Origin of the sequence: uncultured Merdimmobilis sp. (assembly GCF_902471145.1) — a bacterium.
In the GTDB taxonomy this organism is placed as follows: Bacteria; Bacillota; Clostridia; order Oscillospirales; family Ruminococcaceae; genus Merdimmobilis; species Merdimmobilis hominis.
On the sequence record NZ_CABRJC010000016.1, the window covers coordinates 16,744 to 41,557 of the forward strand.

A 24,814-nucleotide genomic window follows, 5' to 3' on the forward strand; every position below is an offset into this window, starting at 1 on the left:
AGGAACGCCGCCTTTTCCAAAAAAGAAGGGGTCGGCGTTCCAAGGGGAGGCTATTCCGCCAAGAGCTTATCCACTTTTGCAGCGGTCTCCTGCAAGGTGGAAACCGTGTCCGCGCCGTTGACCCAAATAGCATCCAGGGCAGCGACAATCTCATTGCTGGCCTGGGCGTATCCCGGATTCATGGGGCGGCCGTGGCCGTAGAGCTCCAGCTGATCCAGGGCCACTTTGAATTGAGGGGTGGACTCATACAGCTTCTGGATGCGGTCGGTAGCGGTGGCGCTCTTGCGGCTGGGGACGTAGCCGGTGTATTCGCTGGCGTAAGCGGCCTGTTCGGGGCTGGTCATCCATTTGATGAACTCCCAAGCGGCTTCTTTGTGTTCGTCGGAGATTTTGGAGGTCATAATCAGGTTACAGCCGCCGGTGGGCACGCCGTACTGGCCGTTGCCAGGGATGAAGCAGGTGTTGACTTCGAAGTTGTTCTCTTTGGCGTTGGCCAGGATGTTGGAGAGGTTGGCGGTGGAGGTGAACCACATGGCGCAGTTTTGGTTGATATAGTCCGCGTCGATTTTAGTGGAGTCGGCGCCGGCCACGCAGCGGATGTACCCCTGGTCCTTCAAATCTTTAAAGAACTGGATGGCCTCAATGGATTTTTCGTCGGCGATGTTTGTTTTGGTCTCTTCGGGGTTTAGGACGCTGGTTCCGTTGCCCAAGAGGAAGGCTTCCAACACCCAGATGTAGGAGTACATAGAGAGGCCATAGGCTCCGGTCTCCTCTTTTATGGTCTTGCAGTACTGGGCCAGTTCCTCCCAGTTTTTGGGGCCCGCCGGATCAAGGCCGGCTTTCTCCAGCAGGGTGGTGTTCATATAGAGGATGGGGGTGCTGCGCAGGTAGGGCAGGCCGTACCAGGTACCGTCTACCTGGCAGTTGGTGAGAAGGCCCTCATAGAAGTCATCCATGTCGATATTGTCCCGTTCAATATAGGGGCTCAAGGGCTCCAGAACGCCGTTTTCGGCAAAGGTCTTGATGGATGCGATTTCCATGACGGTGACATCGGGCACTGTGCCGGAGATATAAGCGGCTTGAAGCTTCTGGTGCAGGTCCACATAGGTGCCCTGGTATTCGGCAGTGACGTGGATGCCTTTTTCCTTGCCCACCGTCTCGTTGAATTGGTTGACCAGATTGATGTTGTTCTCCTGGATCTTATCGGTCCAGGAATACCAGTAAGTCAGCTCCACTACTTCACTGTCGCCACTGGAGGAATCCGGGGTGGAGGGGCCGCCGCCTCCGCCGCCGCAGGCCGCAAGGGAAAGGGTCATGGAAGCCGCCAAAAGAAGTGCGATTGCCTTTTTCATGTTGAATCTCCTTATATTTTGATTTATAGAATTCCAACCGCAGTGGAAAGGGGGAACGGTTATTTTTCACCCATGTAGGTAAAGGCCCGGATTACCTGCTTCTGGGCGATAAAGAAAGCAGCCAGCACCGGTATGACCAGCAGGACGTTGCCCGCCATGAGGATGTGGTATTTGATACCGCCCTCAGCCGCTTTCAGAGCGGCAATCCCCACCGGCAGGGTGCGCACAGTGTTGTTGGTGGTCAGCACCAAGGGCCAAAAGTAGTCATTCCAGCTGCTGATAAAGGTGAGCAGCGCCAAAGTGACCACAGTGGGCCGGGCGATGGGCAGCATAATCCTGCGCAGGATGGTCCATTCGCTGGCGTTGTCCAGGCGGGCTGCCTCTAAAAGCTCCTCCGGCACCTGCTTGAAGGTCTGGCGCAGCATAAAGATGGCGAAAGCGCTGCTGGCCGAGGGGAGGATCAGCGACCAATAGCTGTTGATGAGGCCCAGCTGGCTAAACAGCAGGAATACTGGCAGGAAGATCAACTGGGCGGGGATCATCATGGTGGCCAGGGTCACCCCGAAGAGGAATTTGCTCCCTTTAAACTCATACCGGGCAAAGGCATAAGCCGCCGGGATCACCGTGATGCACTGGCAGAAAAGGGTGCCAAACACCACAATCAAGCTGTTTTTGAGCATATTCAAGAAGGGGATGGCGTTGAAGGCGGTGACAAAGTTTTCCCACTGGGGATTGCTCACCCAAAAGGAAGGGGGCATCTTCAGGGTTTCGCCCATGGTCTTGATGGAGGTGAGCACCATCCAATAGAAGGGGAGGAAGAAGATGAGAAAGAGGAAGACGTCGAAGACCAGTTTCCCCGCGGAAGTGAAGGTGATGCGTTTTTTCATATCTATGTCTCCTTACCGGTAATGGACCCGGCGGCTCAGGCTGCGGAAGTAGAAGATGGTACAGATGCCGATGATGATCATCAAGACCACCCCCATGGCGGAAGCGTAGCCGATTTTGTAGTAGGAAAACCCGTAGAGGTAGATGTCGTACACCAAGGTATTGGTGGAGTTCATCGGCCCGCCGGAAGTCATGATGTTGACCGTCTCAAATACTTTGAAGGAGGAGATCATGTTCATCAAGGTCAAAAAGAATAGGGTGGGGGAAAGCATGGGCAGGGTGATTTTAAAGAAGGTGGTCATTCCGCTGGATTTGTCCAGGTTGGCAGCCTCATAGAGGTAAGGCGGGATGCTCTGCATGCCGGAGAGGAGGATCATGGCGTTGTAGCCAAGGCTCTTCCAAACGGATACGGTGATCAGGGAATACATGGCCACATCTGGGTCGTTGAGCCAGCCCACCGCAGGCAGGTGGAGAAGCTCCAGCAAGTAGTTGAGCAGACCGTAGTCGCTGTCCATCAGCCACATCCAAACAAAGGAGATGGATACCAGCGAGACCACATAAGGGGTAAACACAACTCCCTGTAAAAACCGGTTGACCCGGGTGTTGGCCTTCAGATAAACCGCCAGGGGAAGGGCGAGCCCCACCGACAGCACCACAGTAAAGAACATGTATTGGAAGGAGTTCCCCAGCACCTGCCAGAATTCTGGGTCGGCAAACATGTCAGTGAAGTTTTTGAGGCCGATGAAGGTCTTGGGGCCGATCATGTTCCACTTGAAGAAACTGAGATAGATCATGTAGAAGATGGGGTAGAGGACAAACACCGAGAAGATGGTGAGGGAGGGGGCCACCATCAGGTAAGGCAAGGCCCTGGAGAAGATGTGCTTGGGTTTCCCCTTTGCCGTTTCCCGCACCTGGGCGGCGGGGAGAATCGCTTCCGTTTTTAGCATACAGTCCCTCCTGTTTCGTTAGGCGATGGCCTGTTCTTGCTGGTCGAAGAAGAACAGGTTGGATTTTTTCACCACAATGGTCACCTTGCCGTACCCCACACCCCAGTCGTCAAAGATTTTTACGTGGACAATCCCATAGGGGGTCTGGACTTTGTAAAGGGTTTGGTCACCCAGCATCTCCCGGGCGAGAAGGTCCCCTTCCATGGCGACATAGTCGCCGGTCAGGCCAGTGATGGAGGATGCCACCATGGCGATTTCCGGCCGGAATCCCACATAGCGGGTTCCCTCGGGGAGGGAGACCCCCAATTCTGTGAAAGCAGAGGCATCCAGTACATTCATGGGCGGGGATCCGATAAATTTGGCGGTGAATACATTGGCTGGGTGCTGATAGATCTCATTGGGGGTGGTGCTTTGGCGGATAACCCCCTTTTCCAGCAGGACGATGTCGGTGCCCATGCTCATGGCCTCCACCTGGTCGTGGGTGACGTAGACAAAGGTGGTGCCCAGCTTGCGGTAAAGCTCGATCAAATCGGTGCGGATCTGGTTGCGCAGCTTGGCGTCCAAGTTGGAGAGGGGTTCGTCCATCAAAAAGACAGCTGGTTTTTTTACAATGGCCCGGGCCAGGGCCACCCGCTGCCGCTGCCCGCCGGAGAGGTGCTGGGGTTTGCGGTCGAGATATTCGGTCAGGCCCACCATTTCGGAGATTTCCTGGATCCGTTTGTCCCGCTCCTCCTTGGGGATTTTGCCGTTTTTCAGGCCGAATTCCATGTTCTCCCGCACAGTCATAGTGGGGTAAAGGGCGTAGTTCTGAAAGACCATAGCGATCTGCCGGTCGCCGGGCGCTGTGTCCCGGACGCTGATCCCGTCCATAAAAATATCCCCCTGGGTGACCGTTTCAAGGCCGGCGATCATCCGCAGGATGGTGGACTTGCCGCAGCCGGAAGGCCCCAAAAGGACGGTAAAGCTCCCTTCCTTGATGCCTAAATTCAAATTCTCAATGACCGGAGGGTTCCCGCCATAGGATTTGGTGATGTTTCTGAGTTCAATCTTGTACATACAAGTACCTCCCATTTCGATTACGCATTCATCCTACCAGAGCTTTGTTTAAGAATCCGCCATCATCCGGTAAAAAACAGGTAATTTTTTGGTGGGAGAATGGGGAATAATCTAAGAATAATTCCTAAAAATGTTGCGAATCTAGAAAAAAGAGGTATAATAAGAAAGAATACGGATTTAATCCACTTTTCTTCCCTAAAGAGAGATTCTTCAACCGCTGGGGCCAAAGGCGGTGCGGCCAATTACCCTGGCAAAAGCTCGGCCTGCCCGGAGGGGGAAAAATCTGGGGTTTTTGGCGGGGAAGGAGTTTTTCCCGAATGAAATGTGAAAAAATACAACATTCTAGTTGTATGAATCCCCGCAATGTGGTATAGTAGTAAGGCTAAGGAACCTATGTTCGAATTCATTCGAGTTCTTTTGTTTTTTGTTTGTTGTTTGCAGTGATTCCGGTTTGGGAGTTGACTGGAGGAACTTGTCCCCAGCAGTTGTTGGGAGAAAGGAGCTGTAATGCCAGATCGTTTTGAACTTGTATCGCCGTACCAGCCCACCGGCGACCAGCCAGAGGCCATCGACCGGATTGTCAAAGGATTGGAGCGGGGGGAGAGGGAAATCGCCCTGATGGGGGTCACCGGCTCCGGTAAGACCTTCACCATGGCAAACGTCATCGCCCGGCTCAACCGGCCGACCCTGATTCTCGCCCACAATAAGACCCTGGCGGCACAGCTGTGTTCCGAATTTAAAAGCTTTTTCCCCAACAACGCGGTGGAATATTTTGTGAGCTATTACGACTACTATCAGCCGGAGGCGTACATTGCCAGCACCGACACCTATATTGAGAAGGACAGCGCCATCAACGATGAGATTGAAAAACTGCGCCACTCGGCTACAGCGGCTTTGTCGGAGCGGCGGGATGTAATCATCGTGGCCAGCATCTCCTGCATCTACACTATGGGCGACCCGGAAGACTATCAGAACATGATGATCTCCCTGCGGCCCGGGATGCAGAAGGATCGGGACGCCCTTTTGCGGGAACTGGTGGATCTCCAGTACGAGCGCAACGACATCAACTTTATCCGCAATAAATTCCGGGTGCGGGGGGATGTGGTGGAAGTGTTCCCCGCCAACTCCAGTGAGACCGCCATCCGGGTGGAGTTTTTCGGGGATGAGATCGACCGCATCAGCGAGATCAATGTGCTCACCGGCGAGGTGAAGAATGTAGTCAGCCACGTGGCCATCTACCCGGCATCCCACTACATTGTACCGGCGGAGAAGATGGCAGCTGCTTTGGAGGAAATCCGCCGGGAGGCGGACGAGCAGGTGGCCCGCTTCCGGGAGGAAGGCAAGCTCATCGAGGCCCAGCGCATCGCAGAGCGGACCAACTACGACATTGAGATGCTCTCGGAGATCGGCTTCTGCAAGGGCATAGAGAACTACTCCCGGGTGCTCTCCGGCCGGGCGCCGGGCAGCACGCCATATACCCTGCTGGATTACTTCCCCAAAGATTTCCTCTTCTTTGTGGATGAATCCCACGTCACCTTATCCCAGGCTCACGCCATGTACGCTGGGGACCGCGCCCGCAAGACCAGTCTGGTGGAGTATGGGTTCCGCCTGCCTTCTGCCCTGGACAACCGGCCTTTGAAATTTGAAGAGTTCTATGATAAACTCAACCAGATCGTCTTTGTCAGCGCCACCCCTGGCCCTTTTGAGAGGGAGCACGCCTCCGAGATCGTGGAGCAGGTCATCCGGCCCACCGGCCTTTTGGACCCGATTATCGAGGTCAAGCCGGTGGAAGGGCAGATCGACGACCTGCTGTCGGAGATCAACGAGCGGGTGGCCCGCAAGGAAAGGGTGCTCATCACCACTTTAACGAAGAAGATGGCGGAAGACCTGACCGATTACCTGGAAAACATGGGGGCCCGCATCCGTTATATGCATTACGGGGTGGACACTATCGAGCGGATGGAGATCATCCGCGACCTGCGCCTTGGGGAATTTGACGTCCTGGTGGGCATCAACCTTCTGCGGGAGGGCCTGGACATCCCGGAGGTTTCCTTGGTCGCCATTCTGGATGCGGATAAGGAGGGTTTCCTCCGGTCGGAGACGTCGCTGATCCAGACCATCGGCCGGGCGGCCCGAAACGCTAACGGCAAGGTGATTATGTACGCCGACGCGGTGACCCCTTCCATGGAGCGGGCCATCCGGGAGACCAACCGCCGCCGCAGCATCCAGCAGGCGTACAACGAAGCCCACGGCATCGTGCCCCAGACCATTCTGAAGGACGTCCACGAGGTGCTGGAGATCTCCAGCAAGGAAACTACCGAGCAGAAGGCCCGGAAGAAGAAACTGAGCCACAAAGAGCGGGAAGCCCTCATCGAGAAACTGACGGTGGAGATGAAGAACGCCGCCAAGCTTCTGGAATTCGAGCACGCCGCTTACCTGCGGGATAAGATTAAGACCCTGCGGGAACAGAAATAACCAGGACGACAAAGGAGTAATCAATTTTGGCTATCGATAAAATTGTGATAAAGGGAGCCAGGGAGCATAACCTCAAGGACATCGACGTGGAAATCCCCCGGGATAAACTGGTGGTGTTCACCGGCCTCTCCGGTTCAGGCAAATCCTCCCTGGCCTTTGACACCATCTATGCTGACGGCCAGCGCCGGTATGTGGAAAGCCTCTCCTCCTATGCCAGGCAGTTCCTGGGCCAGATGGAGAAACCCAACGTGGATTCCATTGAAGGGCTGTCCCCGGCCATCTCCATCGACCAGAAGACCACCTCCAAAAATCCCCGTTCCACCGTGGGCACCGTCACCGAGATCTACGACTACCTGCGCCTCCTGTACGCTCGGATCGGCGTGCCCCATTGCCCCATCTGCGGACGGGAGATCACCCAGCAGACGGTGGACCAGATGGTGGATAAAATCCTGGAACTGGAGCCCGGCACCAAAATCCAGGTGATGGCGCCTGTGGTCCGCGGCAAAAAAGGGGAGCACGTCAAAGAGCTGGACAGCGCCCGCAAATCCGGATATGTCCGGGTGCGGGTGGATGGAAACCTCTACGATCTCTCCGAGGAGATCAAACTGGAAAAAAACAAGAAGCACACCATTGAAATTGTCATCGACCGGCTGGTGATCAAAGAGGAGATCAAGTCCCGTCTCACCGGCTCTTTGGAAACGGCCCTGGCCCTCACTGGCGGCCTGGCCCTCATCGATGTGCAGGGGGGGAAGGAACTGCTCTTTTCCCAGAACTACGCCTGCCCGGAACACGACATCAGCATTGAGGAGCTCACCCCCCGGATGTTCTCCTTCAACAACCCCTTTGGTGCCTGCCCAAAATGCACCGGCTTGGGCACCTTCCTGAAGATTGACCCGGATTTGGTCATCCCCAATAAAAACCTTTCCATCCGGGAAGGGGCCATCAAAGCCAGCGGCTGGTATTTTTCCGAGGGCGGCATCGCCCAGATGTATTTTGAAGGGCTGGCCGACCACTACGGCTTCTCTTTGGACACCCCAGTAAAAGACCTGCCTAAGCAGATTGTGGACCTGCTTCTCTACGGCAACAAAGGGGAGAAGATCAAGGTCAAGCGGGAGACCGGCACCATGGTGGGCTCCTACACCACCGACTTTGAGGGGATCGTCAACAACCTGGAACGCCGGTTCCGGGAGACCAACAGCCAGTGGATGCGGGACGAGCTCTCCACCTGGATGAGCTCGGTGGTCTGCCCCGAGTGCCACGGCGACCGGCTGAAAAAGGAATCCCTGGCGGTGACTGTCGGGGGAATCAACATCAGTGAGTTCACCAAGATGTCGGTGGTGGCCGCCCTGGAGTTTTTGAACAACCTGAAGCTCTCCCCCCGGGATGAGATGATCGCCGCCCAAATCCTCAAGGAAATCAAGGAGCGGCTGGGCTTCCTGCAGAGCGTGGGCCTGGAATACCTGACCTTGGCTCGTTCTTCTGGGACCCTCTCCGGCGGTGAGAGCCAGCGCATCCGGCTGGCCACCCAGATTGGCTCCTCTCTGATGGGGGTGCTTTACATCCTGGACGAGCCCTCCATCGGCCTGCACCAGCGGGACAATGACAAGCTGATCGCCACCCTCAAACGGCTTCGGGATCTGGGCAACACCCTGATTGTGGTGGAGCACGACGAGGACACCATGCGGGCGGCGGACTACATTGTGGACATCGGCCCTGGGGCGGGTATCCACGGGGGAGAGGTGGTCTGCGCCGGAACGGTGGAGGACATTATGGCCTGCAAAGAATCCCTGACCGGCCAGTACCTTTCCGGGGAGAAACAGATCCCTGTCCCCAAGGAGCGGCGCAAGGGCAACGGCCACTTTTTGGAGGTGGTGGGCGCCACCCAGAACAACCTGAAAGGGGTGGATGTGAAAATCCCCCTGGGCTGTTTTGTGGCGGTGACCGGCGTCTCCGGGTCGGGAAAGTCCTCTCTGGTCAACGAGGTGATCTACAAGACCTTGGCCGGGGAGCTTAACGGCGCCCGGATGAAACCCGGCGCCTGCCAGGAGATCCGCGGCTTGGAATTCCTGGACAAGGTAATCGACATCGACCAAAGCCCCATCGGTCGGACTCCTCGTTCCAACCCAGCCACCTATACCGGGGTCTTTACCGACATCCGCAACGTCTTTGCCCAGACCAACGACGCCAAGATGCGGGGCTATGGGCCAGGGCGGTTCTCCTTCAACGTCAAAGGGGGCCGGTGTGAAGCCTGTGAGGGGGACGGCATCCTCAAAATTGAGATGCACTTCCTGCCGGATATTTTTGTCCCCTGCGAGGTCTGCAAGGGCCGCCGGTACAACCGGGAGACCTTGGAGATCAAGTACAAGGGCAAAAGCATCTACGACGTGCTGGAGATGACAGTGGAGGAAGCACTCCGCTTTTTTGAGAACCAGCCCAAGATCCGGCGGAAGCTGCAAACCCTCTATGATGTGGGCTTGGGGTACGTCAAAGTAGGCCAACCGGCTACCACCCTCTCCGGCGGCGAGGCCCAGCGGGTCAAGCTGGCGGCGGAGCTCTCCAAGCGGCCCACCGGAAAGACCATCTATATCTTAGACGAGCCCACCACCGGCCTGCATACCGCTGACGTCCACAAGTTGACCGAAGTGCTGCAAGCCTTTGTGGAGGCTGGCAACTCGGTGATCTTGATTGAGCACAATTTGGATGTCATCAAGGTGGCCGATTATATCGTCGACCTTGGCCCAGAAGGGGGAGACAAAGGCGGGGAGGTAGTAGCCACCGGCACACCTGAGGAAATTGCCGCCTGTGAGAAGTCCTACACCGGCGCATATTTGAAAAAGATTTTGAAAAGATAGGAAAGTGGAAAAATTCCTCTTTACTGTAATATACTTGTATGGTATACTAGAGGAAATAAATATGAGTAAAGGAGCGGTATCCAATGAAAAGCTATATCTGCACCGTTTGCGGCTATGTGTACAGCGAAGAGCAGGGCGATCCCGATAACGGCATTGCAGCAGGTACCCTGTGGGCAGATGTCCCGGAGGATTTCTTGTGCCCCCTGTGCGGCGTTGGCAAAGACATGTTTGAAGAGCAGTAATAGGGAACAAAGGGGACGGAGTGATTCCGTCCCCTTTTGCCTTATCAGGCAATAAAACGCCATTTTGAGAAAGAATTTGTGCTTGAAATTTCTTCCAATTGCTTCGATGGAATTCGGTTAAAATATCTAAATTTGCTCCTTTTTTCGTGAAAAGGTATAAAAAAGTCCCTTCAAATTTGCAGGGACTTCTCTTTTTTTCGTGATTCTGCACCAAAGGATGTCGAAAAGAGATGCATATTGTAATAAAAAATTCTTTCAGCATAAAAAAATATGCACAGATGAAAAAATGTGCTATAATAGTGGCAAGAGGCTATCATCTAATTTGGAGTGAAGGAGCGTCATTATGACAGAACTTGAGAAGAGAGCATATTTCCTGGACAAAATCATGTCCTCTATGAAAATAGCGACCGGCTGCACCGAGCCTGTTGCCATTGCCCTGAACGCGGCAACTGCCCGCAAAAATGTCAAAGGCGAACTGAAAGAAATCCATGTAAAGATGGATATGGGCCTGTTCCGTAATGCTATGACCGTTGGCATCCCCGGCATCTCCAAGCGGGGCGTTGATGTGAGTGTGGCTGTGGGCATCGTCGCCGGCGATCCCGACAAGGGGATGGACCTGCTCAGCACCTTGACTGAGGCCGACTATGAGAAGGCAAAAGTCCTGCTGCCCATGATTGAGATCACCTTCAACGAAGAGTGTACCAGCCTGTTCATCGAGACTACCTTGGTCACCGACTGTGATTCCGTCCGGGTCACTACCTTTGGCGCTCATGACCGCATCATCGACATCTCTCACGCTCCCTTCAAGGAGCTGGAACTGGCCAATGCCGCTGTGGATACTTCTATCCAGAACTATACACTGGCGGACTTCATCGAGTTTGCCAACAATGTTCCCCTGGCTGACATTGAGCCTCTCCAGACGGGTATTGACACCAACCTGGCTGCTTCCGAGGTTGGCAAGCAGATGCTGATGGGCAAAGTCCTTTCCAAACTGACTGCGGACGGCATGATGGACTCCTCTGCTGTTGCTGAAACGCAGAAGACCGCTACCTGTGCTGCTTATGCCAGAATGTCCGGTGGCGTCGTCCCGGTTATGACTGCGTCCGGCAGCGGCAACCAGGGCATCACTTTGTATCTGACCATCGCCAAATTTGCCATGGAAAAGAATATCGACCGTGAGACCACCCTGCGCGCCGTTGCCCTGGGTCATATGGTCAACATCTATGTCAAATCCTACATCGGTGTTCTTTCTCCCATCTGCTCCTGCGGTATTGCCGCCGGCTTGGGTGCTTCGGTTGCCATTGTTTACATGTTGGGCGGCAGCGAAGACCAAATGATGGGCGCTATGCGCAACATCCTGGGAAGTGTTTCCGGTATGCTCTGTGACGGAGCCAAGGAAGGCTGTGCCACCAAGCTGCTGATCGCTGCAAATATCTCTGTACTGTCCGCATTGATGGCCATGGAAGGCCTGTGCACCAGCCCCGCTGACGGCATCGTGGGCGACACCTTCCCCAAAATGTTCGAAAACCTGGCTTATGTTGCCAATGTGGGTATGAAACCCGCCACCAAAGCGATGGTGGATGTCATGTTGGCAAAGAGAAGCAAATAACACCAACTTCCTGTACATAACCGGAAAAGAGGACGTGGGATGTATCACGTCCTCTTTTCTATTCGGGAATAAGAAGAACGCCCCCTCTATTGGGGGGGCGTTCTCTATATGGGGGAAGGAGGGACTAGATAGATTGAAGGAGCTGGCTGAGGGTTTCTGCTGCATCCCCAAGAAGGAGGGATACGCCTTCTTTGCGGGAGTAGAGGGGGTTGTCGACGCCAGCGTAACCGGGCTTTAGATCGTAGTTGCAGATGATGATGTGCTTGGCGTGATCTACATTGAGCACCGGCATGCCGTAGATGGGGGTACCCTCTGCGTCCCGGGCGGCGGGGTTGACCACGTCGTTGGCCCCGATGATGATGGCGGCGTCACAGGAGTCAAACTCGGGGTTGACCTCCTCCATCTCGTGGAGCTTCTCATAAGGGACGTCCGCCTCGCAGAGGAGGACATTCATATGGCCGGGCATCCGTCCAGCGACGGGGTGGATGGCGTAGAGGACTTGGGTCCCGTTGGCTTCCAGCTTATCGGAGAGCTGTTTGACCAGGTGCTGTGCCTGGGCCAGGGCCATGCCGTATCCGGGGACGATGATGACCTTCTTGGCCTCCCGCAGGATCTCGGCGGGGGAGAGTTCTTCCGCAACAACTGGTTCCGGCTCCTTCTCTTGTGGAGCGGGAACAGCGGCCTTGGGTTTGGCGGGGGCAGAAGTCTTGCCCAAGAGGATGTCCCCCAGCGAGCGGTTCATCGCCCGGCACATAATCTGGGTCAGCAGCAGGCCGGATGCTCCCACCACGCCGCCGATAGCGACCAGGAGCGGGTCGCCGATGGCCATACCGGCGATGGAACCAGCTACGCCGCTCAAGGAGTTGAGCAGGGAGATGGTGATGGGCATGTCAGCACCGCCGATGCGGATGGCAAATGCGATGCCAAAGAAGCCGCTGATGGCGAGGGGCACCACAATCAACAGGAGAGGGGAGAGGCCCTCTACTGCCGCAGCTCCGACACAGACAGCGGAAGCAACCAAAGAGATGGTCGTGATCGCCTGGTGGGCGGGCCATACAATGGATTTCTGAGAGAGGATCTTGTGAAGCTTGCCCGCGGCGATCATGCTCCCGGTGAAGGTAATGGAGCCGATCACCATAGCCAAAGACGCAGTGACTCGGGAGAATAGATCCAGCTGGGGAGCCTCTAGAAGAGAAAGCAGGGCCACCAGCATAGAAGCTGCACCGCCTAGACCGTTGAAGAAGGCGACCAACTGGGGCATTTCGATCATCTTAATTTTGACGGTCCAAACAAGGCCGATGACCAGGCCGACCGCCATACTGCCCCAAAGAAGCCAATCGGATAGGATATCATACCGATACAAAGTGACCAGGACGGCTGCCAGGGTACAGCCTGCGCTGAGCAGGTTGCCCTTGACCGCAGTGGGGACTTTGCTCATCATGGCAATTCCTACAAGGACGCCTAGGGTCAGCACCGCGCAGATCATGTAGTATACGGTGGATGTCATCTCGTCTCCTCCTTTGTGCGGAACATTTTCAGCATCCGGTGGGTGACTCCGAAGCCGCCGGCCACGTTTACCATAGCGAGGATGATTGCCAAAGCGCCCAAAATGCGGCTCCCGGTGGAGGCCGCTGCGGCCGCAGCGGTCAGCGCCCCCAGAACGGTGATTCCGGAGAGGGCATTCATGCCGCTCATCAACGGGGTGTGGAGCAGGCTGGGCACATTGCTGATGATTTTATAGCCTACCAAAGTGGCGACGATAAAAATCACAACGAGTAAAATGGGATTCATGAAAGTACCTCCTAATTCTATCGAGCTTCTAGGAAAAAGGGCGGTAATCTGCTTCCCGCGGATTACCGCCCCTCCTATCAAAGACGATTGAATGGTATGTAGATTTACAGGCCCATGGCCTCTTTGGCGCCGACGTGAACGATCTCGCCATCCCGGCAAACCAGGATGGAGGAGACGATTTCATCGCTGGTATCCAGCACGATTTTGCCGTCTTTGGTCAGGTATTTCACCAGGTTATAGATATTGTTGGCGAACATCCAGGTGGAGCTGGTGGGCAGCATACCGGGGATATTCTTAATGCCCTGGAGGGTGACGCCGTGTTTCACTTCGATGGAGCCGGGAGGGGTGATCTCGCAGTCGCCGCCTTGGTCGATGGCAATGTCTACGATGACCGAGCCAGGCTTCATGGTCTTGACCATCTCCTCTGTGATCAGGATGGGAGCGATTTTGCCGGGGATCAGAGCGGAAAGGAAGACAATGTCCATATCCTTAATGGCCTCGGCCAGGATGGCGCGCTCTTTTTCCAGCCACTCATCGGGAAGCTTGTTGGCGTAACCGCCTTGGCCGATGGCGATTTCTGGAGGAACGCCCAGGTCGATAACTTTGGCTCCCAAGCTCTTGGCCTGCTCGCAGGCGTCGGGGCGGATATCAGCGGCGTGGACGACGGCGCCCAAACGCTTGGCGGTTGCCACGGCCTGGAGGCCGGCGACACCGGTGCCGAGGACCAGCACGTTGGCGGGCTTAATCATGCCGACAGCGCAGAAGATCTGGGGAACGAATTTGGGCAGGGCATCGGTGGCCATGATCATGCCTTTATATCCAGCGCAGGTGCTCATGGAGGTCAGCGCGTCCATGCTCTGTGCTCTGGAAATACGGGGGACACCGTCCAAAGTCAGGGCGATGACCTTTTTGGCGGCCATTTTCTTGACCATTTCATGGTTGACGGGGGAAGCGGGGTGGATGAAGGTGATCAGGTACTGGCCTTCATGCATCATATCCACTTCGTGGAGGCCCTTTGCTTCGTTAAACAGAGGCTCTTTTACCTTCAAAATGACGTCGGATTTCGCAAAGACTTCCGCAACGTCATCCACCAGGGTGGCGCCCGCTTCTGCATACAGTGCATCGGGGAAGTAGGATTCTACGCCGGCGCCTTTTTCAAACAGGACGGTCGCCCCGTCGGCCACCAGTTTTTTCACCGTCTCAGGGGTTGCGGAAACGCGGCCTTCACCATGCATAATTTCCTTTGGAATACCGATGATCATAACAGTTCCTCCTTATAAACCTTTATTTATGAGAGGGGCAGCTGGGAGAAAAGATCACCCCATACAACCGTCCTCATAGGTGCAGCTTCAGTTTTCTTCCAAACCGGCGGAAAAGTCATTTTTAACAGTGGAGAGGATCACCAACGTTTTGGTGACTGACACGCCGGGCACGCTTTTGATCTCATTCAAAATCCTCTCCAAGGAGCCTGTGGAATCGGTGAGGACCTTTACAATAAAGTCAAAATCGCCGGTGACGTAGTGGCACTCCACAATTTCAGGATAGCTTTTGACAAACTCGGTAAACCCGTCGTTGTACTGGGGATGCTCGATCCCCACCGAGATCAGGGCGGAAAGATCCTTCCCAATTTGCTTGGGGTCCAGCACCACTGTGTACTGCCGGATGATGCCGGCATTTTCCAGCTTCCGGATCCGTTCAATCACCGCCGAAACTGACATATTGACCTTTTCGCCAATGACCGAGGCGTTTTCCCGGGAATTTTTCTTCAGGCAGTTTAGGATGCGAATGTCAATCCGGTCCATCTATCTGTCCGCCTTCCATCTTGATTTACTTTCATCATACCCCCAATCTGGAAAAAAGTAAATATAATTACCAGAATTCAAAAACATTTTTGAAAAATACTAGTCAAAACAGAAATATCTTTGTTTTTCAAGCCCTCTTGTTTGGTGATTAACAATCTGAATCAAGAAATTCCAAATATTTTTAGGCATTATTACTATCCCAACTGGATTTTTCAAAGAAAAAGCCGGCTTTTCCAAAAAATCTAAAATAGAAGGCCGAAAAAAAGATATTTTTTCTTTTCCACAAAGACAGTCGGATTTTAGGGCGGGGAATGGGATTGGACGATGGGGTTTTTATTTGACTATCCTCTTTGCGGATAGTATAATATATGAGTTAATACTGCAAGATTTGAGAGGATTCCCCATGGCTGCAAACACATTGACCCAATATGACTTTTTTGACGCGGACCCCGCCCGGCAGGAGCGGTATATGGACCGGGTTTGTTCCTTTTTATCCCAGCGCTGTGATACCCCGCCGCTGGCCCTGGTCCACTCCTTTGGCTGCCAGCAGAACTCCAGCGACACCGAAAAACTAAAGGGGATGCTTGCCCGGATGGGCTATGGCTTCACCGACCGCCCAGAAGAGGCCCGCCTTGTCCTTTTCAACACCTGTGCGGTGCGGGAAAACGCTGAGGACCGGGTCCTGGGCAACGTGGGCGCCCTCAAAGCCTACAAAGCCGCCAATCCGGAACTGATCATCGCCCTGTGTGGGTGCATGATGCAGCAGCCCCATATGGCGGAGAAGGTGAAAAAAAGTTACCCCTATGTGGATTTGGTCTTTGGCACCCATGTAGCCCATATGTTCCCCGAGCTGCTGTACACCTGCCTTAGCGAGGGCAAGCGGGTGTTTAACCTCAGTGAGGAAAGCGCCCCTATGGCCGAGGGGCTGCCTGTTCTGCGGGACAATGACCTGAAAGCCTGGCTTCCCATTATGAATGGGTGCGATAACTTTTGCTCCTACTGCATCGTCCCCTATGTGCGGGGCCGGGAGAAAAGCCGCCCCAGCAAGGAGATTATCAGGGAAGCCACTGAACTGGTGGCAGCTGGGTACAAGGAGATCACCCTTTTGGGACAGAATGTCAATTCCTACGGCAAGGGCCTGGAGGAGCAGATCAATTTCGCCGGGCTTTTGCATCAGGTCAACGCCATCCCCGGCGATTTCCGCATCCGGTTTATGACCAGCCATCCCAAGGACTGCACCCACGAGCTGATCGACGCAATCGCCGCCTGTAAAAAGGTCTGCAACCACATCCACCTGCCGGTGCAGTGCGGCAACAACCGAGTGCTGAGAGAGATGAACCGCCACTACACCGTGGAGGAATATCTGGAGCTGGCCGCTTATGCCCATCAGAAAATGCCGGATGTCACCTTCACCAGCGATATTATTGTGGGCTTCCCTGGGGAAAGCTATGAAGAGTTCCAGGACACCCTGGAACTGGTCCGCAAAATGCGCTACAGCGCCCTCTATACCTTTATATACAGCCGCCGCAGTGGAACCCGCGCCGCCCAGATGCCAGACCCCGTTTCAGGGGAGGAGAAGGGGCGCTGGTTCCAGGAGCTCCTTGACCTCCAGGAAAAAATCGGGCTGGAGGAGCATGAGGCCATGGTGGGAGGCGTCTACCGGGTGCTGGTGGATGGAGTCGGCAAGACCGGGGAAGGGTATCTGACCGGCCGGACTGAATCCAACGTCATCGTCGATTTTAAGGCCCCAAAGGAAATCATCGGCCAGTTTGTCCAGGTCCGAGTGACCAAGGCGCGCAACTGGCTGGTCCTTGGGGAATTAATATAAAATAATGAACCTTTATGGAGGAAACAAACATGGACATTATCGAATGCGCAAGACTCCTCGGCAAAACCCTGCAGCAGGATGAGAGATATCTGCGGCTGAAAAAAGCCACCGAGGTCAACGACGCCGATGAAAAGCTTCAGGAGATGATCAACGCCTTCAACATGAAGCGGATTGAGATCAACCAGGAAGTGCAGAAGACCGAGAAAAACGGCGATCGGATGATGCAGCTGGATTCCGAGTTCAAACAGCTGTACCAGGATATCATGTCCACCCCTTTGATGGTGGAGTACAACGCCGCCAAACAGGAGATGGATGAGGCCCTGACTTTTGTCAACCAGATCATCATCGGCAGCGTCAACGGCGAAGATCCCGACACCATCGAGCCGATGGAGATGGGCTGCGGCGGCAACTGCGCATCCTGCCAGGGTTGCCACTAATCTTTTGACTACACATCCGAACAAAAATTTTTGTCACAGTGTGCCTTCACCTCACGGGGTGGGGGCGCACTGTGGCCCTAATTGGGGAGGAAACGCAAGTGACAGAATTATCGCCCATGATGCAGCAGTATATGCAGGTCAAAGAGCAGCACAAAGACCACATCCTCTTCTTCCGCCTGGGGGATTTTTATGAGATGTTCTTTGACGATGCCCTGCTGGTTTCCAAGGAATTGGAGCTGACGCTGACCGGACGGGATTGCGGACTCCCGGAGCGCGCCCCCATGTGTGGGGTGCCCTACCACAGCTGCGACGCCTACATCGCCCGGCTGATCAAAAAAGGGTACAAGGTCGCCATCTGTGAACAGATGGAGGACCCCAAATCGGCCAAGGGCCTGGTCAAGCGGGATGTCATCCGGGTCATCACCCCGGGCACCCTCATTGAGACCAACATGTTGGAGGAAGGGGTCAACAACTTCATCGCCTCCATCTACCTGGAAGGGGAGTGCTACGGCGTGGCCGTGGCGGACATCTCCACCGGGGAAATCCACCTCACCCAGTTTGAAGATCCCCAGGATGAAACCATTAAAAACGAGATCTCCCGGTTCGCCCCCAGCGAGATTGTCTTCAACACCGCTTTTTTAAGCAAAAACCACATTGCTTCCTTTATCAAAGAGCGGCTCAGCTGCTGTGCCGAATGCCTGGACGACAGCGCCTATGCCGTGGAGGAAGCCAAGGCCCGCGTCCTCTCCCACTTTGGGGAAGAGACGCTGCAAAACCTCTCCTTGGAAGAAAAACCACTCGCGGTCTGCGCCGCCGGGGGGCTGCTCTCCTATCTCTACGACACCCAAAAAACCGGGGTGGAACGGCTTTCCACTATCGATTTGTACAGCGAAACCCAGTATATGCGGCTGGACATTACCGCCCGCCGCAACCTGGAATTAACCGAGACAATGCGCTCCAAAGAAAAGAGGGGTTCTCTTCTTTGGGTGATTGATAAAACCAAAACCGCCATGGGCAAGCGTCTGCTGCGCCAGTACTTGGAACAGCCGCTGGTCAACCCCGCCCACATCGACAAACGGCTCAACGCGGTGGAGGAACTGTTTGAAAACCCCATCCTGCGGGACGATGTCATAGACCAGCTCTCCGGCATCTACGACCTGGAACGGCTGATGACCAAAATTGTCTTTGGAAACGCCACGCCCCGGGAGCTGAAATCCCTGGAGATGACGACCCGCAGGCTTCCGGCCCTCAAAGAGCGTCTTTGCGGGGTAAATTCCCGGTACCTTCAGGAGATATACCGGGATATCGACCCCTTAGAGGATATCTGTGACCTGATCTCCCGGGCCATCTTCGACGAGCCGCCCATCACCTTAAAAGACGGCTGGGTGATCAAAGACGGCTACCAGGAGGACCTGGACCACCTGCGGGGCCTTGTGACCCACAGCAAAGAGTACCTAGCCGCCATCGAGACCCAGGAGCGGGAGAAAACCGGCATCAAAAACCTGAAAATCAGCTACAACAAGGTGTTTGGCTACTACATAGAGGTGACAAAATCCTATTTGTCCCTGGTACCGGAAACCTATATCCGCAAGCAGACCCTGGCCAACTGTGAGCGCTATATCACCCAGGAGCTCAAAGACCTGGAGGACCAGATCCTCTCGGCCAACGAATCCATGCTGTCCCTGGAGGCCAAAATTTTTGAGGACGTCCGCTCCACCGTGGCCTCCCAGCTCCACCGGATCCAAACCACTGCCAACGCAGTGGCCCGGCTGGATGTCTTTGCCTCCTTGGCCTTTGTGGCCCAGCAGAACAGCTATACCCGGCCGCGGGTCAATCTCTCCGGCCGCATCGCCATCACCGACGGCCGGCACCCGGTGGTGGAATCCATCCTCACCGACCAGCCCTTTGTCTCCAACGACACCCAGCTGGATTTGGCGGAGAACCGCATCGCCATCATCACCGGCCCAAACATGGCGGGCAAGTCCACCTATATGCGCCAAACCGCCCTCATTGTCCTCTTGGCCCAGATCGGCAGCTTTGTCCCGGCGGCCCAGGCGGAGATCGGGGTAGTGGATGGCATCTACACCCGGGTGGGGGCGTCGGATGACCTGGCTTCCGGCCAATCCACCTTTATGGTGGAGATGAACGAGGTCGCCCAGATCCTCAAAGGGGCCACCAGCCGCAGCCTGCTCATCCTGGACGAAATCGGCCGCGGCACTTCTACCTTTGACGGGATGAGCATCGCCCGGGCGGTGATCGAATACATCGCTGACCCCAAAAAGCTGGGAGCCAAAACGTTGTTTGCCACCCATTACCACGAGCTCACCGACCTGGAGTCCCTCATCCCCTGCGTAAAAAACTACAACATCGCGGTGAAAAAGCGGGGGGACGACATCACCTTCCTGCGCAAGATCATCCGGGGCGGGGCGGACGACAGCTACGGCATTGAAGTCTCCAAGCTGGCGGGTATCCCAGAGTGGATCATCAAGCGGGCCCATGAGATCCTGGAGGAGCTGGAAGCCGGCAAGGCCGCTCCCGCGCCGAAAGTCCGGGGAAAGAAGCGGCGGGAAGCCCCTCTGGAAGACCAGCAGGTGATGCTCCCCGGGGCGAAGATCTCACCGGTGGAAGAGCTTTTGAAACAGACCGATTTAAACACCATGTCGCCCATTGAGGCGCTCAACAAGCTGTACCAGTTAAAAGCCCTGGTGCAATAGGGAAAGGAGGCCGACGCCTTGGCAAAAATTCATCTTTTACAGCAAGAAGTGGCGGAATTGATCGCCGCCGGTGAAGTGGTGGAGCGGCCGGCATCCATCGTCAAAGAATTGGTGGAAAACGCCATTGACGCCGGCGCGGACCAGATCACCATTGAGATCAAAGGCGGCGGCGTCCGCTACATCCGCATCACCGACAACGGCTGCGGCATCGCCCGGGAGGATGTGAAAAACGCCTTCCTCCGCCATGCCACCAGCAAGGTCCTCACCGCCGAGGATTTAAATGGCATCCTAACCTTTGGGTTCCGGGGAGAGGCTCTGGCTTCGGTGGCCGCCATGTGCCGGGTGGAGATTTTGACCCGCACCGCAGAGGAGACCTGCGGCACCCGCTATGTCATCGAGGGCGGGGTGGAGAAGGATTTATTGGACGCCGGCTGCCCGGTGGGGACCACGCTGGTGGTCCGGGACGTCTTTTACAACACCCCCGCCCGGATGAAATTCCTCAAAAAAGACAGCACGGAAGGGATGGGGGTCTCCAACGTAGTGGACCGGATGGCCCTCTCCAACCCCGGGGTCTCTTTCCGCTACCTGCGGGAAGGGGAGCTGAAATTGACCACCCCGGGCAACGGGGACCTTCTCTCTGCCATCCACGCGGTGTATGGGAAGGAATTTTCCTCTTCCTTGATCCCGCTGGGGGAGGGGAGGGGCCTTGTCCGGGCAGAAGGGTACATCTCCAAGCCGGAGTGCGCCCGGGGCACCCGCTCCATGCAGCACTTCTTTGTCAACGGCCGGTACGTCCATTCCAAAACCTGTGCCGCTGCCTTAGAGGAAGCCTATAAAAACTCCACGATGGTGGGCAAGTTCCCGGGATGTGTCCTCAACCTGGTCATCCCGCCGGACACAGTGGATGTCAATGTCCACCCTGCCAAGACAGAGGTTCGCTTCTCCGACGAGAGGGCGGTGTACAACGTGGTTTACGCCGCCTGCAAAGATGCGGTGAGCCAGTACAGCAAGGATCGGTTTTTGGGCGATCCCCAGCCAGCCAAAAAAACGTCCATCACCCCCTTCGGCCTGCGGGCCTTTGATCATACAGGGGAACAGCAGCGGTTTTCCCATCTGGAACATTCTGCGTCTAGTGCCCCACCACCCCAGAGGGGGTGGGCACCCCCTCCCAAATTAAAACCTCAGCAAAAACGGGATTGGAATACGGGATCTCAGTCCAAGGTGATCCCCTCAAAACCGGACACCCCCTCAAGAGAAACCCTGTTGGTGGCAGATGATGTCCTCGTCCCCTACCGGGTAAAGGGGACTGCGGCAGCCCAGAAACAAATGGAGATTCCTCCACAAAAATCAATAGAAACGGACAAGCCGCCGCTCTCAGGTCGGGGAGGAATCCCCCCGGCTGGGGAAAATAAACCGGCTCCGCTGCTCTATTCCGGGGATACCGACCCCTATGAGGACATCCGGCTGGTGGGGGAGGTCTTCGGCACCTACCTGGTGCTCCAGACCCCTGACGCCATCATTTTGGTGGACAAACACGCCGCTCATGAACGGTACATCTTCAACCAGCTCAAGTCCCAAGGCCGGGAAATGGAGCGGCAGGTGTTGCTCTCCCCAATTCCAGTCAACCTCTCCAAGGAGGAATACGCAGCTGCAGTGGAATCGCTAGACCTCTTTGAGGAAGCGGGCTTCTCCGCCGAAGATTTCGGGGACGGCTGCCTTCTCATCCGGGAGACGCCCCTTCTCCTCAATCAGCTGGACATCCCCGCAGTGGTGGCGGAGGTCGCGTCTAAAATCGCCGCCCACAACCGGGAGGTCACCCCCGATCTGATCGAGGATCTGTACCACTCGGTCGCCTGCAAATCGGCCATCAAGGCCCACGACAAAAACGGAGCGCTGGAACTCTCCCAGTTGGTGCGGCTGATCCGGGAGAACGATGACCTGCGGTACTGCCCCCACGGGCGGCCCATCTCGGTGCGGATCACCCAAAAAGAATTGGAAAAAATGTTTGGCAGGATTGTTTGATATGGATATGCAAGAAAAAATTCCCCTGTTGGCCATCGCCGGACCCACCGCTTCCGGCAAAACCAAACTGGCGGTGGAGTTGGCCAAAGCCTTTGACGGCGAGGTCATCTCCGCTGATTCCATGCAGGTGTACCGGGGCATGGCCATCGGCACTGCCCAGCCCACCTTGGAAGAAATGGAGGGCATCCCCCACCACCTCATCGGCTTTTTGGACCCAGATGAGGCGTTCAGCGTGGCCCAGTATGTGGAACTGGCCCGGGCGAAAATCCGGGAGGTGCACAACCGGGGCAAGCTGCCCATCCTGGCGGGGGGGACGGGGCTGTACCTTTCCTCGGTCGTCGACAACATCGACTTTCATGAGATCAAAAGCGACCCGGACCTGCGCCGGGAATTGGAAGCCCGAGCCCGGGAAGAGGGTGGGGAAGCCCTGCTGCGGGAACTGGCATCCTTTGACCCGGAGCTGGCGGCGGCCCTCCACCCCAACAACCTGGGGCGGATTCTGCGGGCCATCGAGGTGTACCGCCTCACCGGAAAGCCCATGAGCCTGCACCAGGAGGAATCGCGGCAGAAGCCGGGCAACTACGCCCTTTGCTACCTGGGCCTTTGCTATGACAACCGGCAGAAGCTCTACGATCGAATCAACCTGCGGGTGGATTTGATGGTGGAGGCTGGCCTTCTTCAGGAGGCGGAGGATTTGTTCCGCTCCCGGTTTGCCGGAACTGCCCGCCAGGCCATCGGCTACAAGGAGCTGGAGGGCTACTTCTCTGGGGGAACACCTCTGGAGGATTGCCTGGAGGCGATCAAGCTGGGTTCCCGACGGTATGCCAAGCGGCAGCTAACCTGGTTCCGGCGGGATGGACGAATCCACTGGATCGCCGTCGACCGCTTCCCCTCTTGGAGGGAAGTTTTGGAAGAAGCGCAAAACACTCTGGTAAAAAGTGGAATATTATGCTATACTAAATAAAATTGCCGGTTTGCCGGCAGTTGCCGCACCAAAGTTCTGACAAGCACAGGCCCTTTTTGCCCAAATTTCGGCGGCTGGGCCCGATTTTCCATAAGGAGGTTGCGCGATGAAAAGCATGAATTTGCAGGATGTATTCCTCAACCAAGCCAGGAAGGAGAAAACCCCAGTTACCATCTATTTGACCAACGGGTTCCAGTTTAAAGGGACAGTGCGCGGGTTTGATTCCTTCACCGTGATATTGGATGCCGACGGCAAACAAAACCTTGTGTACAAACACGCGATTTCCACCATTGTGCCCGCCAAGGCCATCAGCATTTTGGATGCCTACGATGGGCAGGACGGGGAATAACCGCCCGCCGATGACAAGGGGAGACCAATGAACAGTTTCGCACAACGTTTGGCCGCCTTTTTCCTGGCGGTGCTGCTCCTCACCTATGTGGGATACCAAGGGTACCGTTACTTTTCTACCCAGTACGAGACAGAGACCGCCTATAGCTACACAGTGGCCGATACCCTGACGGCGCGGGGCATCATGATCCGGGATGAAGAGGTCATCGACGAAAAACCGGCCGGCATTGTCAGCTATATCTATGAGGACGGCACCAAGGTTTCGGCCGGGATGTCTATTGCGGAGATTTACACCAACAGCGCCGACGTAAAAAAACAGAAAAAAATCCGAGAGCTGGAGGAGGAGATCGCCCTCCTACAAGAGGCCGGCACCCTAAGTGAGAGCAGCATCTCCGGGGCGGAGGCCATCAACCGCAGCATCCACAACAGCGTCACAAACCTGCTCACCGCCTCCGATTCCGGGGTGGTGACCGATTTGGATGGCAGCGTCAACGAATTGACCGTCCTTCTCAACAAGAAGCAGGTGGTCACCGGCAAGGTGGACAACTTCTCCGAGCGGATCGCCTACCTGGAGAAAGAGCGGGATTATCAAAAGAGCACCATCTCCTCCGGGTTCACCCAGTTCAACAGCCCTCAGACCGGTTACTTTGTCCACACGTTGGATGGGGCGGAGGGCCTGCTCAGCTCCGAAAATATGGAGAGCATCCCAGTAGAGGAATACCAGAAACTGGTGGAGCGGGAATTTACCCCCGATGACAGCAAGATCGGCAAGGTGATCCGCAGCCACAATTGGTATCTGGCCGTTCCCATTGAGGCGAAGGATTTGGGCAGGTGCCGGATTGGGGCCAAGGTGGATATGGATTTCCACCTGACCCAATTAAGCGGCATCCCTGGGGTAGTCAAGGCCATTCTAGGCGGGGAAGATGGACAGGATGCCGTCCTGCTAATCCAATGCAGTTATGTCCTCCCCGAGCTGACCAGCCTTCGTACCGTGGAAGTGGAGATCCACTTCCAATCCTACACCGGCCTTCGGATCAGCAGCGATGCCCGCCGTTTCCTCGACGGGAAAGAGGGCGTCTATGTGAAGCAGGGCCACGAGATTCGGTTTAAAACCATCACCCCCATCTATGAAGAAGAGGGATTCATCCTGTGCGGGGTGTCCGTCGACAGCGAAAACGGCCTGAAGCTTTTCGATGAAGTCATCGTGGAGGGGACCGAACTATACGACGGAAAAGGAATCAAATAAGGGCGCTCCCCGCGTCAGAACAGCGCCGCGGGGAGAGGCCATTCCTCTGGGGGCGCCCCTCCCGCAAAGGGACAAAAAGATCCCCGGCGCCGCGGTGCTGGATACCGCCTATATCCCTCCGCAATTGGCCAGGGATAACGGTAGATGGGCGGATAGAAGGATGGAAATTCTACCCAAATCCGATAAAAATACGGAAATTCGCAGTTATTTTTGCAAGATGGCACAACTGTTTATTGACATAAAG

The 24,814-nt window shown here is 55.6% G+C and carries 19 protein-coding genes; 11 read left to right on the top strand and 8 right to left on the bottom strand.

Annotation, left to right across the window (positions count from 1 at the left end; genetic code table 11):
• Nucleotides 1–50: 50 nt before the first annotated feature.
• From RDQ42_RS08065 to RDQ42_RS08080, 4 genes are read right to left on the bottom strand one after another with little or no spacing between them, the layout of a single operon-like run.
• Entirely contained in the window at nucleotides 51–1,352 is a 1,302-nt protein-coding gene (locus RDQ42_RS08065; RefSeq protein ID WP_308588534.1) for an ABC transporter substrate-binding protein, read from the bottom strand.
• A gap of 59 nt (nucleotides 1,353–1,411) precedes the next feature.
• Nucleotides 1,412–2,239, bottom strand: coding sequence for a carbohydrate ABC transporter permease (locus RDQ42_RS08070; protein ID WP_071427061.1), 828 nt, complete (start codon nucleotides 2,237–2,239; stop codon nucleotides 1,412–1,414).
• A gap of 12 nt (nucleotides 2,240–2,251) precedes the next feature.
• Nucleotides 2,252–3,184 carry a carbohydrate ABC transporter permease gene (locus tag RDQ42_RS08075; protein WP_083386287.1) on the bottom strand — a complete coding sequence of 311 codons (933 nt, stop codon included), beginning with the start codon at nucleotides 3,182–3,184 and terminating at the stop codon, nucleotides 2,252–2,254.
• An 18-nt stretch (nucleotides 3,185–3,202) separates the two neighbouring features.
• Complete coding sequence (locus RDQ42_RS08080) at nucleotides 3,203–4,240, bottom strand: ABC transporter ATP-binding protein (RefSeq protein ID WP_231358366.1); 1,038 nt, start codon at nucleotides 4,238–4,240, stop codon at nucleotides 3,203–3,205.
• A 507-nt stretch (nucleotides 4,241–4,747) separates the two neighbouring features.
• Between RDQ42_RS08080 and uvrB the strand changes: the two genes are divergently transcribed.
• The 4 genes from uvrB (at nucleotide 4,748) to RDQ42_RS08100 (ending at nucleotide 11,418) form a co-directional block, all read left to right on the top strand.
• Nucleotides 4,748–6,715 (top strand): excinuclease ABC subunit UvrB, encoded by a 1,968-nt coding sequence (gene uvrB / locus RDQ42_RS08085; RefSeq protein WP_308588535.1) that lies wholly within the window; start codon nucleotides 4,748–4,750, stop codon nucleotides 6,713–6,715.
• A gap of 26 nt (nucleotides 6,716–6,741) precedes the next feature.
• Nucleotides 6,742–9,567: an excinuclease ABC subunit UvrA gene (gene uvrA / locus RDQ42_RS08090; protein WP_054332412.1), complete on the top strand. Its 2,826-nt coding sequence runs from the start codon at nucleotides 6,742–6,744 to the stop codon at nucleotides 9,565–9,567.
• An 83-nt stretch (nucleotides 9,568–9,650) separates the two neighbouring features.
• Nucleotides 9,651–9,809: a rubredoxin gene (locus tag RDQ42_RS08095; protein ID WP_071427063.1), complete on the top strand. Its 159-nt coding sequence runs from the start codon at nucleotides 9,651–9,653 to the stop codon at nucleotides 9,807–9,809.
• A gap of 343 nt (nucleotides 9,810–10,152) precedes the next feature.
• Nucleotides 10,153–11,418, top strand: coding sequence for a serine dehydratase subunit alpha family protein (locus RDQ42_RS08100; RefSeq protein WP_231358367.1), 1,266 nt, complete (start codon nucleotides 10,153–10,155; stop codon nucleotides 11,416–11,418).
• A gap of 124 nt (nucleotides 11,419–11,542) precedes the next feature.
• Here the strand turns inward: RDQ42_RS08100 and RDQ42_RS08105 are convergent, their stop codons facing one another.
• The 4 genes from RDQ42_RS08105 to RDQ42_RS08120 form a co-directional block, all read right to left on the bottom strand.
• Nucleotides 11,543–12,925 (bottom strand): NAD(P)(+) transhydrogenase (Re/Si-specific) subunit beta, encoded by a 1,383-nt coding sequence (locus tag RDQ42_RS08105; RefSeq protein ID WP_308588536.1) that lies wholly within the window; start codon nucleotides 12,923–12,925, stop codon nucleotides 11,543–11,545.
• Nucleotides 12,922–13,209 (bottom strand): NAD(P) transhydrogenase subunit alpha, encoded by a 288-nt coding sequence (locus tag RDQ42_RS08110; protein WP_054332409.1) that lies wholly within the window; start codon nucleotides 13,207–13,209, stop codon nucleotides 12,922–12,924. Before RDQ42_RS08110 ends, RDQ42_RS08105 begins: the two co-directional genes overlap by 4 nt.
• 104 nt (nucleotides 13,210–13,313) lie before the next feature.
• Complete coding sequence (locus tag RDQ42_RS08115) at nucleotides 13,314–14,471, bottom strand: NAD(P) transhydrogenase subunit alpha (RefSeq protein ID WP_231358369.1); 1,158 nt, start codon at nucleotides 14,469–14,471, stop codon at nucleotides 13,314–13,316.
• A gap of 87 nt (nucleotides 14,472–14,558) precedes the next feature.
• Nucleotides 14,559–15,011 carry an Lrp/AsnC family transcriptional regulator gene (locus RDQ42_RS08120; RefSeq protein WP_054332407.1) on the bottom strand — a complete coding sequence of 151 codons (453 nt, stop codon included), beginning with the start codon at nucleotides 15,009–15,011 and terminating at the stop codon, nucleotides 14,559–14,561.
• Between the two features lie 403 nt (nucleotides 15,012–15,414).
• Here RDQ42_RS08120 and miaB point away from each other — a divergent pair, with 403 nt between their 5' ends.
• From miaB to RDQ42_RS08155, 7 genes are all read left to right on the top strand, one after another.
• The gene (gene miaB, locus RDQ42_RS08125; RefSeq protein WP_231358370.1) at nucleotides 15,415–16,839 is read left to right on the top strand and encodes a tRNA (N6-isopentenyl adenosine(37)-C2)-methylthiotransferase MiaB; all 1,425 of its coding nucleotides are present in this window, start codon (nucleotides 15,415–15,417) and stop codon (nucleotides 16,837–16,839) included.
• A gap of 29 nt (nucleotides 16,840–16,868) precedes the next feature.
• Nucleotides 16,869–17,276, top strand: a complete 408-nt coding sequence (locus tag RDQ42_RS08130) for a YlbF family regulator (protein WP_054332512.1) — start codon at nucleotides 16,869–16,871, stop codon at nucleotides 17,274–17,276.
• 98 nt (nucleotides 17,277–17,374) lie between these two features.
• A complete protein-coding gene (gene mutS / locus RDQ42_RS08135) occupies nucleotides 17,375–19,990 on the top strand; it encodes a DNA mismatch repair protein MutS (RefSeq protein WP_308588537.1) in 2,616 nt (871 codons plus the stop codon).
• Nucleotides 19,991–20,008: 18 nt separating this feature from the next.
• The gene (gene mutL, locus RDQ42_RS08140; protein WP_231358372.1) at nucleotides 20,009–22,012 is read left to right on the top strand and encodes a DNA mismatch repair endonuclease MutL; all 2,004 of its coding nucleotides are present in this window, start codon (nucleotides 20,009–20,011) and stop codon (nucleotides 22,010–22,012) included.
• A gap of 1 nt (nucleotide 22,013) precedes the next feature.
• A complete protein-coding gene (gene miaA / locus RDQ42_RS08145; protein WP_054332510.1) occupies nucleotides 22,014–22,976 on the top strand; it encodes a tRNA (adenosine(37)-N6)-dimethylallyltransferase MiaA in 963 nt (320 codons plus the stop codon).
• 106 nt (nucleotides 22,977–23,082) lie between these two features.
• Entirely contained in the window at nucleotides 23,083–23,325 is a 243-nt protein-coding gene (gene hfq, locus RDQ42_RS08150) for an RNA chaperone Hfq (protein ID WP_054332509.1), read from the top strand.
• A gap of 27 nt (nucleotides 23,326–23,352) precedes the next feature.
• Entirely contained in the window at nucleotides 23,353–24,570 is a 1,218-nt protein-coding gene (locus tag RDQ42_RS08155) for an HlyD family efflux transporter periplasmic adaptor subunit (protein WP_308588538.1), read from the top strand.
• The last annotated feature ends 244 nt before the right edge of the window (nucleotides 24,571–24,814 follow it).

Bases quoted from the DNA above. Each gene is read 5' to 3' on its own strand.
- RDQ42_RS08065 (WP_308588534.1), bottom strand. From the start codon at position 1,352: ATGAAAAAGGCAATCGCACTTCTTTTGGCGGCTTCCATGACCCTTTCC.
- RDQ42_RS08070 (WP_071427061.1), bottom strand. From the start codon at position 2,239: ATGAAAAAACGCATCACCTTCACTTCCGCGGGGAAACTGGTCTTCGAC.
- RDQ42_RS08075 (WP_083386287.1), bottom strand. From the start codon at position 3,184: ATGCTAAAAACGGAAGCGATTCTCCCCGCCGCCCAGGTGCGGGAAACG.
- RDQ42_RS08080 (WP_231358366.1), bottom strand. From the start codon at position 4,240: ATGTACAAGATTGAACTCAGAAACATCACCAAATCCTATGGCGGGAAC.
- uvrB (WP_308588535.1), top strand. From the start codon at position 4,748: ATGCCAGATCGTTTTGAACTTGTATCGCCGTACCAGCCCACCGGCGAC.
- RDQ42_RS08095 (WP_071427063.1), top strand. From the start codon at position 9,651: ATGAAAAGCTATATCTGCACCGTTTGCGGCTATGTGTACAGCGAAGAG.
- RDQ42_RS08100 (WP_231358367.1), top strand. From the start codon at position 10,153: ATGACAGAACTTGAGAAGAGAGCATATTTCCTGGACAAAATCATGTCC.
- RDQ42_RS08105 (WP_308588536.1), bottom strand. From the start codon at position 12,925: ATGACATCCACCGTATACTACATGATCTGCGCGGTGCTGACCCTAGGC.
- RDQ42_RS08110 (WP_054332409.1), bottom strand. From the start codon at position 13,209: ATGAATCCCATTTTACTCGTTGTGATTTTTATCGTCGCCACTTTGGTA.
- RDQ42_RS08115 (WP_231358369.1), bottom strand. From the start codon at position 14,471: ATGATCATCGGTATTCCAAAGGAAATTATGCATGGTGAAGGCCGCGTT.
- RDQ42_RS08120 (WP_054332407.1), bottom strand. From the start codon at position 15,011: ATGGACCGGATTGACATTCGCATCCTAAACTGCCTGAAGAAAAATTCC.
- miaB (WP_231358370.1), top strand. From the start codon at position 15,415: ATGGCTGCAAACACATTGACCCAATATGACTTTTTTGACGCGGACCCC.
- RDQ42_RS08130 (WP_054332512.1), top strand. From the start codon at position 16,869: ATGGACATTATCGAATGCGCAAGACTCCTCGGCAAAACCCTGCAGCAG.
- miaA (WP_054332510.1), top strand. From the start codon at position 22,014: ATGGATATGCAAGAAAAAATTCCCCTGTTGGCCATCGCCGGACCCACC.
- hfq (WP_054332509.1), top strand. From the start codon at position 23,083: ATGAAAAGCATGAATTTGCAGGATGTATTCCTCAACCAAGCCAGGAAG.
- RDQ42_RS08155 (WP_308588538.1), top strand. From the start codon at position 23,353: ATGAACAGTTTCGCACAACGTTTGGCCGCCTTTTTCCTGGCGGTGCTG.